Raw genomic sequence first — 13,585 nt, forward strand, 5'->3', positions numbered from 1 at the left:
CGTCGATGAATTTTTCCGCCCTCTCGATCCGCAACCCGATCCCGGCGATCCTGCTGTTCGCCCTGCTCACGCTGGCCGGCCTGCTCGCCTTCAAGTCGAACAAGATCCAGTTCTTCCCCGATATCGAACTGCCGATCGTCACCGTCACCGCCACGCTCGACGGCGCCGCGCCGGCCCAGCTGGAAACCGAGGTCGCGCGCAAGATCGAGGACTCGGTCGCCACGCTGCAAGGCGTGAAGAACATCTACACGCGCGTGCTCGACGGCGTGGCCACGGTCACCGTCGAATTCATCCTCGATAAAAACCTGTCGGACGCCGTGAACGACGTGCGCGACGCCGTCTCCCAGGTACGCGCCGACATGCCGGCCGAGATGCGCGAGCCGAGCGTGACCAAGACCGCCACCGCCGGCCGTGCGATCCTCACGTTTACCGCCACCGCCAAGCCCGGTGCTGGCGGCAGCAAGGGCAGCCTCGACGACCAGGAGCTGAGCTGGTTCGTCGACAACGCCGTGTCGAAACGCCTGCTCGGTGTGCCCGGCATGGGCGCGGTCAAGCGCGTGGGCGGCGTCGACCGCGAGATCCGCGTCGAACTCGACGACGCGCGCATGGCGGCGCTGCGCGTCTCGGCCCTGGACATCTCGCGCCAGCTGCGCAACGTGCAGAGGGAAGCGCCGGGCGGGCGCGGCGACGTCAGCGGCGCCGAGCAGTCGGTGCGCACGCTGGCCACCGTCGGCAGCGCCCAGGAACTGGCGCGCATGGACATTCCCCTGCCCGACGGCCGCCGCGTGCGCCTCGATGAAGTAGCGAAGGTGATCGACACCGTCAGCGAACCGCGCGCGCTGGCCGAGCAGGACGGGCGCCGCGTGATCGGTTTCGAAGTGTTCCGCACGCGCGGCGCCAGCGAAACCGAAGTCGCCGAAGGCGCACGCCAGGCTGTGCTTGATCTGCAGAAAGCGCACCCCAACGTGATCCTGAAGGAAGTGGTCGACAACGCCGAACCGGTGCAGGAAAACTTCGACGCCTCGATGGAGATGCTGTACGAAGGCGCGGTGCTGGCCGTACTGGTGGTGTGGTGGTTCCTGCGCGACTGGCGCGCGACCCTGGTCGCCGCCGCCGCCCTGCCGCTGTCGGTGATTCCCGCCTTCCTCGGCCAGTATTTGTTCGGCTACACGCTGAACATGGTCACCCTGCTGTCGCTGGCCCTGGTGGTCGGCGTGCTGGTGGACGACGCCATCGTCGAGATCGAGAACATCGCACGGCACCTGCAGATGGGGAAATCGCCGATGCAGGCGGCGCTGGAAGCGGCCGACGAAATCGGCATGGCGGTGATCGCCACCACCTTCTCGCTGGTGGCGGTGTTCCTGCCGACCGCCTTCATGAGCGGCATTCCGGGGCGCTTCTTCAAGCAGTTCGGCTGGACCGCGGTACTGGCGATTCTCGCTTCGCTGGTGGTGGCGCGCCTGCTCACACCGATGATGGCGGCCTACATCCTGAAGCCGGCCAAGCAGCACGAGCAGAAAGACGGCGCGGTCATGCGGCGCTACATGGGCGCCATGCAGTGGTGCCTGCGCCACCGCGGGCTGACCGCGCTCGCCACCGCCGTGTTCTTCGTTGCCTCGATTGCGCTGGTGCCGCTGCTGCCGACCGGCTTCGTGCCGGCCGCCGACCGCGGCCAGACCCTGATCAACGTCGAACTGCCGCCGGGTTCGACGCTGGCGCAAACCCACGCGGTGGCCGAGCAGGCGCGCCTGGCGACCATGCGCGTGGCCGGCGTGACCGGCGTGTTCTCCTCGATTGGCGGCGGCTCCAGCGGCGACGCCTTTGCGCCCGGCGCAGCGGCCGAGGCGCGGCGCGCGGTACTCACCGTGACCACCGTCCACCGCAGCGACCGCGACGTCAAGCTCGACGAGCTGGAGCGCCGCATGCGGACGGAATTGTCCGCCATTCCCGGCGCGCGCTTCAACGTCGGTCAGGCCGACACTGGCAGCAAGATGCAGCTGGTGTTGCGCAGCGAAGACCCGGTCGCACTGGCCGCCGCCGCCCAGCGCGCCGAACGCGACTTGCGCACGCTGCGCGGGATCGGCAACGTCAGCTCCAGCGCCTCGCTGGTGCGCCCGGAGATCATCGTGCGGCCCGACTTTGCGCGCGCCGCCGACCTCGGCGTGACCGCGGCGGCGATTGGCGAAACGGTGCGCGTGGCCACCGCCGGCGACTACGAGCAGTCGCTGGCGAAGATGAATTTGTCCGAGCGCCAGGTGCCGATCCGTGTGAAATTGCCGGACGCGGTGCGCGCCGACCTCGACGCCATCGGCCGCCTGACGGTGCCCGGCAAAAATGGCCCGGTGCTGCTGGCCAGCGTGGCGAGCATCACCATGGAAAGCGGCCCGGCCCAGATCGACCGCCTGAACCGCAGCCGGAATGTGACGCTCGACGTGGAGCTGTCGGGCCGTTCGCTGGGTGAAGTGAATGCCGAGGCGCGCGCCCTGCCCGCCTTTAACACGCTGCCGGCGTCGGTGACGATTGCGGAACTCGGCGACGCCCAGGAAATGCAGGCACTGTTCGCCAGCTTCGGCATCGCCATGACCATCGGCGTGCTCTGCATCTACGGCGTGCTGGTGCTGCTGTTTGCCGACTTCATGCAGCCGCTGACGATTTTGGCGGCGCTGCCGCTGTCGATCGGCGGCGCCTTTGTCGCGCTCCTGATCACCAACAGCGCGCTGTCGATGCCGACCATGATCGGCCTGATCATGCTGATGGGGATCGTGACCAAGAACTCGATCCTGCTGGTGGACTATGCGATCCTGGCGCGTAAGGCCGGCATGGCGCGCTTCGAAGCCCTGGTCGACGCCTGCCACAAGCGTTCGCGCCCGATCATCATGACCACGATTGCGATGGGCGCCGGCATGCTGCCGCTGGCCATGGGCCTGTCGGGCGACCCGAGCTTCCGCTCGCCGATGGCGATTGCCGTGATCGGCGGGCTGATCACCTCGACCTTATTGAGCCTGCTGGTGGTGCCGGCCGTGTTCACCTATGTGGACGATCTCAAGAACCTGATGTGGCGCGGCGTGAACCGGGCGCGCAGGCATCCGCACGCGGCGCCGGCCAAGGCCGGGGAACCGTCGGCGATGAAGTGAGCGCAATACAGCAGGAGTGACGAAGTACAAGGTGAAAACGACAACGCCGGCATGTGCCGGCGTTGTCGTTTCAGGGTGCTGCTATTTAATGCAATGTGCTGTTAGAAAATGATCGCGAGCAGGATGATGATCGGAATCGGTATGCCCAGCAGCCAGAGTAGTATCGAACGCATGGTGTTCTCCTTTCTGATTGATCGATGGAGCGCTCAGTTGTCGCGCAGGCGGCCGCCGATCGTGGCGCACCAGCTGGCAACGAAGGCGCCGATGAACAGGGCCAGGGTCAGCCACAGCGCCGTGCCGGCCGCGGTCTTGCGGGCCTTGTCGGCCGCTTCCTTGGCCGTGGCCCTGGCTTTGGCCGCCGCTGCCGCGCTGCGGGCATAGACGTCGTCGACGCGCCGTTCGGCGGTCACGCGGTCCATGCCGGTACGCTCGGCGATGCGGGTGGCGAGATAGGCGCGGTCCTCGGTCGCCAGGTTGCCGTTCGGCACGCTGTTGGCCAGGATGCGCACGGTTTCGCGGCGCAGGTCGGCGTCGTCGACGGTGCCCGGCTTTTCGCTGCGCAGCATCATGTCCGAGAAATAGTCGAGCGGATTGGCGCCGGCGCTGTTGCCATTGCCGCCGTCATTGTTCGTCACCGCTGCAGTCGCCGCCGCGCCGCTGGCAATCGCTGCCTTGGCGACACCGGCGCCGGCGTCGACGGCGGTGCCGGCCATCTTGCCCATCAGGCCACCGAAGAAGGCGGCGGTCAGCAGCGTGGCCACGGCCCAGGCCAGCATGCCGTGCGCGGTATCGCGGAAGTAGACTTCGTCGGTGCGGACGCTGGCCCATTTCACGCGCAGGCGTCCGGCCAGGTAGCCGCCAACAGCCGAGGCCGCCAGCTGGGTAAAGGAAATCCACAGGATGGCCGAGATGCCGAGTGCGACGCCGGAATTGTCGGCCCAGGGCGAAGCCGCGGCAAAGCCGAGGCCCGAGCCAAGCAGGTAGAGCACGAGGGAGAGCGCAGCAGCAGCCACGGCGCCCGCGAAAATCGCGCCCCACGACACGCCGGAGCGGTGCGCTTCGACGGCGCCGTCAGGGAGGTTTTGAGCCGGGATGCCGCCCGCAGGGGCGTGCGTGGTCCCGCTCACCGAATGAGCTTGCATATGTTCTCCGTTCTGAATGTTTGTAAAGGCTGAATCCCGGCCAGCGTGCTGCGGGCCGGGGCTTCAGGGATGAGGCAACCCGAAGCAGCTCGACGCTGCTTCAGGCGCGATCAGCTCAGTTGCGATCAGTAATCGCGACGGTTGCTGCCGCCCAGCAGCTTGGCGAGGACATAGCCCACGCCGACAGCGATGGCGATGGCGGTGCCCGGCTTGTTGCGGACATACTCGCGGCCCGAATCGGCCAGTTGCTGGTAGGTGTCGTTGACTTGTTCCTTGCGCGAGCCGAAGGTTTCCTGGGCGCTGCTCAGCAGGCCGCTCAGCTTGTCGACGCCGGCGTGGGCGCTGCTGACAACGCGCTCGACCATCGGCTGGGCTGCCTCGGCGGCCTTGTCGATCGACTTGTGCATTTCTTCAGGCTTGACCGACGACAGCACGCTCGCGTCTTTCGACGACGAATCTTTCGACGAATCCTTCGATGCGTCGCTGCCGGTGCTTGCCGACGAACCGCCCATTGCGCCGGTCGAAGCCGACGAACCCGAGCCCGAGGCCGAGCTCGAACCCATGCCCGAGGTCGAACCCGAAGCCGAGCTCGATGGCGAGCTGCCGCTCGACGAGGAGCCCATGGCGCCCGACGAACCCGAGGTGCCGCCGGTCGACGACGACGACGACGACGAACCCATGCTGCCCGACGAACCGGCAGCGCTGCCGCCCGTTGCGCCGGTGTTGCCGCTCGAGCTGACCGAGCTCGTCGATGGGCTGGCGCTCGACGACGAACCGCCGCTCATGCTGCCCGACGACGAACCGGTGCTGCCCGACGAGCCGCTAGCGCCTTTTTGGCTGCTGGCGCCCGATTGCAGGTCCTTGTTCAGGCCCGATTGCTGGTCTTTGCCAATGTTGCTGCCTGCGCCTTGGCGGCCGGCTTCAACGCCTTTACCCTCGCTCGATTTCTGATTATCCATGACTTTGTCCTCGTAAAAAGTAGATCACCGCGGAGTAGACCGATACCGATCCACATTCTCCCCGATTGCGCTCGAAACAAAACGGAGGCGCGAAAATGGACTGCGCTACATCAATGGATCATTCGGATTGTGCCGACCGTCAAGGATTCGCATCGATGACATTTGTCGGCCTCAAAAGTTCCGTCAAAAAATCCCGTCATAGCACGTCACTTTCGCATCCCGTCTCACAGCGTACGCCGGTCTGGCGTACTGCACGATTGCGGTCGTCGGGAAAACCGCGTCGCGATACAAAAGTTATAACAGCTGGGAAGGCGGAACAGTGCGGTGTCTAACAGAGCTGTTAGATCGGCAAACTTTGCGTGAAGATGGGGGGCAAAAGCGCGGTGTACAGGAAAAATCAATTGCTCAGCGCAAAGATCACCGGACCTGCAGTCCGGCGCAATGGCCCGTACACCACTCGTCGTCAGAAGTAGTAACCGGCCTGCAAATTGACCCGGCGCGTGGAACGGCCGTACTCGGCGGGCGTTGCGCCTAGCCCACCCGCATCCGGCGACAGGTAGGGATGGTGCTTGCCGCGCATGAAGTCCATGTAGAACACCCATTTCCCCGACGAGAAGCTCAGGCCGGTGACGTTCTGCACCGAATCCTGGTAGCCGCCGACCTGCTTGTGCAGGATGCCGTAGTCGTTGTAGACCTTGAAGTTGCCGAACGGACCCAGCTTGCCGGGGATGTCGTAGCTGAGGTTGGCGATGTAGATATTTCCTTTCGTGGCCAGCGGATACGGGTAGCCGAAGGCGCCCAGCATCACGAAGCTGTTGGGGTCGAGCCCGCCGTAGGTCTGGCTGGCGTCGTGGGCGGTCCGGTAGCGGTAGCGCAAGGCCTCGAGCATCAGCTTGAACGGGCCCACCGGCCCGGCGTAGTGGACGGCTGCCGCATGGCGCCGGGTCGTGTCGCCGGCGCCGTTGCGGATCTCGCCGCTCAGGCCCGAGATGCCGACTTCGTGGCGGGCGTCCGGTCCGACATGCCAGGCCATGCGCCCGACCAGGGTGTTGCGCTCGCTGTCGTGCTGGCCGGTGCCGAAGCCCTGCTCGTCGTCGTCGGCCACGATGTTGTAGGAATAGCGATTCGACGCGCCGGCTGTGTTGCTGCCGCCGCCGTAGGAGCCGCCGTCGCGCGGGTAAAAGCCGAGCTGCCATTCGAAGGGGCCGGGCCGGCTGGCGTAGGTCAGGCCCAGGTCGTACTTGTCCTCGAAGCCGGCGTAGAACGCGATCGACGAGTAGAAATTGTTGGAGGCAAACGGGTAGAGGCCAAAGACTTGCTTGTCCAGGCCCACGTGCAGCGTGCTCTTGTCGGCGAAGCGCATGCCCACCCAGCCATGGTGCAGGAAATGCTGCCAGTAGCCGCCCTGTCCTTTTGGGTAGTTGTTGTAGCGGTATTCGGCCGAGCCGATCAGGCTACCATCGTCGTAGTCGACGTTCACACGCGCCGTGTCCAGGCCGAAGAAGCCGCTCTTGTAATCGTCCTGCCAGCTCTTGTAGACGTAGTTGAAGCGGACTGCGCCGCCGATCTTGAGCGGCGAGGCGGTGTCGCTTTCGGCATGGGCGGGAGCGCAAAGCAGGATGGTCATGGCCAGGGTAGCGGCGCCCAGGTGTGTGGTTTTCTTCATTGCTTCCTTTCTAGCGGCGTCGAACGGCGCGACGGCTTCGGTCGTCCATGCCGATGCGCAGTGCTGGGACTGCCTGGAGCCTGCGGCAAGACAAAAGGCGCGGCGGCGGCCTGGCGGCAGGCGCGCAGCCGTGCCGGCCGGTGCGCCCGGGCAGCCGCGTGGGCTGCGTCATCGTGGACAATGTTTTCCGGCGGTGGCGGGCGGCGGGGATCGCCGCACCGCCCGGGCCGGATGATCGACCCGGCATCGAGGCCGGACATGGTCCCGGTGCGCGGCGGCGCCGGGGAGCGTGGCATCGGTATTTGTCTGGCGCTCCGGGCCAGGCCGATGTTCGTCAGTTGGAAGTGTCAACTGTGCTGGAGCAGGCAAGATTCTAGCAGGATAGAAACATTTATACAAATATAGATGCTTTTGTTATAATTTTGTATCAACTGCTTTCTGCCGAAACAGCGCGACCGGCAAGGCGACGCCCGCTCGCCACCCGCGATCCAATCGTGCCCTTCATCCTGGCGCCCGGATGTAAGCTCGTCGGCAGAAGCGCATACCATGGCCGGCCGTCGAACCGTGGCGCATTGCCTGCGCATCCGGCCCGCCCATCCTGAAGGAAAACCGAATCGATGACTGACGCCGCCCCGAAACCCACTGCCGCCGCCCGCCCCCGGATGCAGGTCAATCCGCCGGTCTTCTTCATCTCGGCCGGCCTGATCCTTGCGTTTGTCCTGTTCGGCGCCCTGTTCCCGGCCGAGGCCGGCCGTGCGTTCGACGCGCTGCAGGCGAAGATCGTCCACGACTTCGGCTGGTTCTACATCCTGAGCGTGGCCATCTTCCTGATCTTCGTCATTTTCCTCATGCTGAGCCGCTACGGCGACGTCAAGCTCGGCCCCGACGACAGCGAACCCGAATACAGTTACCTGTCCTGGTTCGCGATGCTGTTCAGCGCCGGCATGGGCATCGGCCTGCTGTTCTTCGGCGTGGCCGAGCCGATCCAGCACTATGCCAAGCCGCCCGTGGGCGAAGGCAGCACGGTCGAGGCGGCGCGCCAGGCGATGGTGCTGACCTTCTTCCACTGGGGCCTGCACGCCTGGGCGATCTACCTGGTCGTCGGGCTGGCGCTGGCCTATTTCGCGTTCCGGCGCGGCCTGCCGCTCACCTTGCGCTCGGGACTGTTCCCCTTGATCGGCAAGCATATCCACGGCCCGGCCGGCCACGCCATCGACATCTTCGCCGTGCTCGGCACGATGTTCGGCGTCGCCACCTCGCTCGGCTTCGGCGTGCTGCAAGTGAATGCCGGCTTTTCCCATCTGTTCGGCCTGCCGGTGAACCCGACGGTGCAGATCGTCCTGATCGCCGTCATCACCGGCATGGCGACGTTGTCGGCCGGCACCGGCCTCGACAAGGGCGTCAAGCGTCTTTCCGAACTCAACATCATCCTGGCGATCGCCCTGCTCGTCTTCGTCCTGTTCGCGGGCTCGACCGTGTTCCTGCTGCAGGCCTTTGTCCAGAACGTCGGCGCCTACCTGGGCGCGGTGGTGCAGCGCACCTTCCGCATGTACGCCTACGAGCCGAACGCCTGGCTGGGCGACTGGACGCTGTTCTACTGGGGCTGGTGGATTTCGTGGTCGCCGTTCGTCGGCATGTTCATCGCGCGCATCTCGCGCGGGCGCACCATCCGCGAGTTCATCGGCGGCGTGCTGCTGGTGCCGGTGCTGTTCACCTTCCTGTGGATGACCGTGTTCGGCAATACCGCCATCGCGCTGGATCTGGGCGGCGCCGCGCCCATCGTCCAGACGGTGGCCGACAACATCCCGGTGGCACTGTTCGAGGTGCTGGAACAGCTGCCGTTCTCGACCATCGCATCGGGCCTTGCTACCCTGCTGATCGTGACCTTCTTCGTGACCTCAGCCGATTCCGGCGCGCTCGTCATCGACATGATCACCTCCGGCGCGGCGCCGAATCCGCCGGTCTGGCAGCGCATCTTCTGGGCGGTCTGCGCCGGCGTGGTGGCAGCCGTGCTGCTGCTGGCCGGCGGCCTGCAGGCGCTGCAGACCGCCGCGCTCGCCAGTGCGCTGCCCTTCGCCATCGTGATGCTCTTGATCTGCTACGGCCTGTTGCGCGCCCTGCAGACCGAGGCCAGGGGCACGTCCATGGACTTGTCGATCGCCGCCGACACGCCGCCGGCGACGGGCCTGAGCTGGCAGCAGCGGCTGGCCAGCATCACCGGCTTCTACGACAGGCCGGAGATCGAATCCTTCCTCGGCGACACCGTGCGCCAGGCATTCGAAGCCGTGGCCGCGCAAATGCGCGACAGCGGCCTGGCGCCGGAACTGGTCGTGGGCGAGGACCGGCTCGACCTCGACGTGCCGCATGGCGACCGCGGCGTGTTCCGCTACACGGTCCGTGCGCGCAGCTTCCGCTCGCCCAGCTTTGCCTGGGCCGAGGCGCGCGAGGCGGGCCAGGAGCGCCGCCATTACCGTGCCATGGCCTACAGCTCCGAGGGCGACCAGCAGCACGACGTGACCGGCTACACGCGCGATCAGCTGATCAATGACCTGGTGAACCGCTATGCGGGGTTCCGGCACGTGCGCCGGCTGGCCTGAGCGGCGTATGGAAACTGCCGGGCCGGCGTGGCGAGGAAGCTGCGCCGGTCCGGCGCGCGGGATGTGCGGGATGGCGAAACAGCCGAAAAAAGAAAAAGGGCTGCACGCTTGCACGTACAACCCTTTTATTTTCCTGCTGAATTCCTGGTGCCGCTGACCGGAATCGAACTGGTGACCTTCGCATTACGAATGCGCTGCTCTACCGACTGAGCTACAGCGGCTCTACGCCAGGCTATCCCGGCGAAGAGCCGTATTCTAGCAACAACGTGGCAAACGTGCTAGTCCGGCTCGGCAATTTCGCGCGGGATTTGCCAAAAAATTATTGCTCGGTGTGGTAGCGGGTCACCAGCTCGACTTCTTCCTTCGAACCGAGGAACACCGGCACGCGCTGGTGCAGCTTGGCCGGCGCGATCTCCATGATGCGGTTCACGCCGTCGGTGGCCGCGCCGCCGGCCTGCTCGACGATCATCGCCATCGGATTGGCTTCGTACATCAGGCGTAGCTTGCCCGGTTGCGCAGGGTCGCGCATGTCGGCCGGGTACATGAAGACGCCGCCGCGGTTCAGGATGCGGTGCACGTCGGCCACCATCGAGGCGATCCAGCGCATGTTGAAGTCCTTGCCGCGCGCACCGGTTTTACCGGCCAGCATTTCGTCGACATAGCGCTGCACCGGCGGATGCCAGTGGCGCTTGTTCGACATGTTGATCGCAAACTCTTTGGTCGACGCCGGGATCTGCATGTTGCTCTGGGTGAGGACCCAGGAACCCATCTCGCGGTCCAGGGTGAAGCAGTGCACGCCGTCGCCGGTGGTCAGCACCAGCATGGTTTGCGGGCCGTAGACCGCGTAACCGGCCGCCACCTGCGCCGTGCCCGGCTGCAGGAAGGCCCCCTCGGTCGGTTCGTCCATGCCTTCCGGGGCTTTCAGTACCGAGAAGATGGTGCCGATCGACACGTTGACGTCGATGTTCGAGGAGCCGTCGAGCGGATCGAAGAGCAGCATGTACTCGCCCTTCGGATAACGGTTCGGGATCGGGTGGATGCTTTCCATTTCTTCCGATGCCATGGCCGCCAGGTGGCCGCCCCACTCGTTCGCTTCCAGCAGGATCTCGTTGGAAATCACGTCCAGCTTCTTCTGCACTTCGCCCTGGATGTTCTCGGTGTCGGCGCTGCCGAGGATGTCGCCCAGGGCGCCCTTGCTGACTTCATAGCTGATGCGCTTGCAGGCGCGGGCCACGACCTCGATCAGGAGGCGCAGCTCGGCCGGAATGGTGTTGTGGAGGCGTTGCTCCTCCACGAGGTGTTGCGTGAGACTGACGCGTTTCATGAACTTCCTTCGGTTTGTTGAATCTTTAGTTTGCGAGCGCCTTGCCCACGACTTCGCGTACGTCGTTCGACAGGCGCTGCTGGCCGGCGACCTGCTGCAACGCCTTTTTCATTTGCTCCTGCAACGCAGGCGTATAGCGGCGCCAGCGGTCCATGGCGCGCGCCAGGCGGCTCGCCACTTGCGGGTTCAGGCCGTCGAGGGTGATCACCTGCTCGGCCCAGAAGGCGTAGCCGCTGCCGTCCGGCGCGTGGAACTGCACCGGATTGTTGGCGCAGAAGCTCGAGATCAGGCTGCGTGCGCGGTTCGGGTTGCGCAGGTTGAAGGCCGGGTGGCGCATCAGCTGGCGCACGGCGGCCACGTCGCTCGTGGCGCTCGATGCCTGCATGCCAAACCATTTGTCGATGACCAGGGCTTCGTCCTCGAACTCGTCGTAGAAACGCTGCAGGGCGGCATCGACAGTCGGCACGCGCGCATGGATCAGCGCGCTCAGGGCGGCGACGCGGTCGGTCATGTTGCCGGCGTTCTCGAACTGGTCCTGGGCGAGCTGGATGCCCTCCTCGTCCTGGGCTGCCGTCAGGTAGGCCAGGCACAGGTTCTTCAGCGCGCGCTTGCCGATCGACAGCGCGTCCGGGCTGTACTCGCCCGGGGTGGCGTTCGCGTGGTACTGGGCCAGGAGCTCTTGCTTCAGGCGCGCACCGATGTTGGCGCGCACGAACTGGCGCGCCAGGTGGATGGCCAGCGGGTCGACCACGGCGATCTGCTCGGCCACCATGGTTTCCGACGGCAGCAGCAAAGCTTGCTCGCGGAAAGCCGGGTCGAGGGACTCGTCGCTCAGCATCTTGCCCATGGCCAGCAGGAAGGTGTCGTCCAGCAGCAGCGGCGCGCCGACGCCGGCTTCGCCGGTCAGCTTCAGCAGGCGGCCCATGGCCAGGCGCTGGCCGGCTTCCCAGCGGTTCACCGGGTCGCTGTCGTGGCTGAACAGGTGCAGCAGGTCGGCGTCACCGTAGTTGTAGTCGAGGATAATCGGCGCGGAAAAGTCGCGCAGGATCGACGGAGTCGGCTGTTCCTGCACGTTCTCGAAGACGAAGCTTTGTTCCGATTCGGTCAGTTCCAGCACCGCTGTCGTGCCGGCGTCCTGGCCGTCGATGGTGAGCGGCATGTCCTTGCCGTCCGCACCGAGCAGGCCCACGGCCACAGGAATGTGGAAGGGAAATTTGCTGGTCTGGCCGGGCGTGGCCGGGCAGGACTGGAACAGGGTCAGCGTGTAGGTCTTGGCAAGCTCGTCGTAGCGGGTTTCGGCGCACACCACCGGCGTGCCGGCCTGGCTGTACCAGCGCTCGAAGAGGCTGAGGTCGCGGCCATTCGCGTCAGCCATGGCGCAGCGGAAATCGTCGCAGGTCACGGCTTGCTCGTCGTGGCGTTCGAAGTACAAGTCCATGCCCTTGCGGAAGCCTTCGCGGCCCAGCAGGGTCTGGTACATGCGCACGACTTCGGCGCCCTTTTCGTACACCGTCACGGTGTAGAAATTGTTGATCTCGACAAAGGAGTCGGGACGCACCGGGTGGGCCATCGGGCCCGCATCTTCCGGGAACTGGGCCTGGCGCAAGGTGCGCACCTGGTCGATGCGGCCGACGGCGCGGCCGCTGTCGGTACCGACCATGTCGGCCGAGAATTCCTGGTCGCGGAACACCGTCAGCCCTTCTTTCAGCGACAGCTGGAACCAATCGCGGCAAGTCACGCGGTTGCCGGTCCAGTTGTGGAAGTATTCGTGGCCGACCACGGCTTCGATGCCCTGGAAGTCGATGTCGGTGGCAACGCGCGGATTGGCCAGCACGAACTTGGTGTTGAAGATGTTCAGGCCCTTGTTTTCCATCGCGCCCATGTTGAAGTCGCTCACGGCAACGATCATGAAGCGGTCGAGGTCGAGTTCCAGGCCCCAGCGCTCTTCGTCCCAGCGGATGCTGTTCTTCAGCGACTGCATCGCGTAGTCGGTCTTGTCGAGGTTGCCGTCTTCGACCCAGACCTGCAGCAGGGCGTCGCGGCCATCGGCCAGTCTGAAGGTTTCTTCCTGACAAACCAGGCGCGCGGCGACCAGGGCGAACAGGTAAGAGGGCTTCTTGAACGGGTCTTCCCACTTGGCGTAGTGGCGGCCGTCGTCCAGGTCACCCTCTTCGACCAGGTTACCGTTCGACAGCAGCACCGGGTACTTGTCCTTGTCGGCGCGCAGCATGACCGTGAACTTGGCCATCACATCCGGACGGTCCGGGAAGTACGTGATGGCGCGGAAGCCTTCGGCCTCGCACTGGGTGTAGAAGCTGCCGTTCGAGGTGTACAGGCCGTTGAGCGTGGTGTTCTGTTCCGGCGCGCAGATCGTTTCGATCTCGAGCGTGACTTCTTCGGGCGTATCGGGAATCGTCAGCAGGCTGCCTTCGATGCGGTAATCCTTCTCGCCAAGCTCCTTGCCGTTCATGCGCAGCGCCACCAGCTCCATGTTCTCGCCGTAGAGCTCGATTTCGCGCTGGGCGCTGTCCGGGTTGCGGCGCATCGTCATGCGGTTGGCGACGATGGTGCGGGCGGGGTCGAGGTCGAAGCCGAGTTCGACGGTGTCCACGAGGTAGCTGGGCGGGGTGTAGTCTTTCCGGTAGATCGTCTGGGGCGTATCGGTGCGCATGGGATGGTTCCGAAAAATACGGTCGAAGAAGAAGGGCTTATTCTACCAACAAGGTTTAGGGGTACGCGCTTGAATTCCGTGTATCGGCATGT

General features: G+C 65.3%; 7 protein-coding genes and 1 tRNA gene. 2 read left to right on the top strand and 6 right to left on the bottom strand.

The annotated features are described in order from the left end of the window. Window positions 1-5: 5 nt before the first annotated feature. A complete protein-coding gene (locus QWL29_RS00390; RefSeq protein WP_305820907.1) occupies window positions 6-3,134 on the top strand; it encodes an efflux RND transporter permease subunit in 3,129 nt (1,042 codons plus the stop codon). A gap of 206 nt (window positions 3,135-3,340) precedes the next feature. Here QWL29_RS00390 and QWL29_RS00395 read toward each other — a convergent pair whose 3' ends face one another. The 3 genes from QWL29_RS00395 to QWL29_RS00405 form a co-directional block, all read right to left on the bottom strand. Further along, window positions 3,341-4,276 carry a hypothetical protein gene (locus tag QWL29_RS00395; RefSeq protein ID WP_305820908.1) on the bottom strand — a complete coding sequence of 312 codons (936 nt, stop codon included), beginning with the start codon at window positions 4,274-4,276 and terminating at the stop codon, window positions 3,341-3,343. A gap of 125 nt (window positions 4,277-4,401) precedes the next feature. Then, complete coding sequence (locus tag QWL29_RS00400; protein WP_305820909.1) at window positions 4,402-5,235, bottom strand: ElaB/YgaM/YqjD family protein; 834 nt, start codon at window positions 5,233-5,235, stop codon at window positions 4,402-4,404. Window positions 5,236-5,698: 463 nt separating this feature from the next. Next, window positions 5,699-6,901, bottom strand: a complete 1,203-nt coding sequence (locus tag QWL29_RS00405; RefSeq protein ID WP_305820910.1) for a hypothetical protein — start codon at window positions 6,899-6,901, stop codon at window positions 5,699-5,701. A gap of 617 nt (window positions 6,902-7,518) precedes the next feature. Here QWL29_RS00405 and QWL29_RS00410 point away from each other — a divergent pair. Then, window positions 7,519-9,498 carry a BCCT family transporter gene (locus QWL29_RS00410; protein ID WP_305820911.1) on the top strand — a complete coding sequence of 660 codons (1,980 nt, stop codon included), beginning with the start codon at window positions 7,519-7,521 and terminating at the stop codon, window positions 9,496-9,498. 145 nt (window positions 9,499-9,643) lie between these two features. Here the strand turns inward: QWL29_RS00410 and QWL29_RS00415 are convergent. From QWL29_RS00415 to pepN, 3 genes are all read right to left on the bottom strand, one after another. Continuing rightward, window positions 9,644-9,719 (bottom strand) — tRNA-Thr (locus QWL29_RS00415). A gap of 98 nt (window positions 9,720-9,817) precedes the next feature. Next, a complete protein-coding gene (locus QWL29_RS00420; RefSeq protein ID WP_305820912.1) occupies window positions 9,818-10,822 on the bottom strand; it encodes a class 1 fructose-bisphosphatase in 1,005 nt (334 codons plus the stop codon). 25 nt (window positions 10,823-10,847) lie between these two features. Further along, the gene (gene pepN, locus QWL29_RS00425) at window positions 10,848-13,493 is read right to left on the bottom strand and encodes an aminopeptidase N (protein ID WP_305820913.1); all 2,646 of its coding nucleotides are present in this window, start codon (window positions 13,491-13,493) and stop codon (window positions 10,848-10,850) included. Window positions 13,494-13,585: the final 92 nt, after the last annotated feature.

The sequence above is a fragment of the Massilia brevitalea genome, assembly GCF_030711405.1.
Taxonomy (GTDB): domain Bacteria; phylum Pseudomonadota; class Gammaproteobacteria; order Burkholderiales; family Burkholderiaceae_D; genus Telluria; species Telluria brevitalea.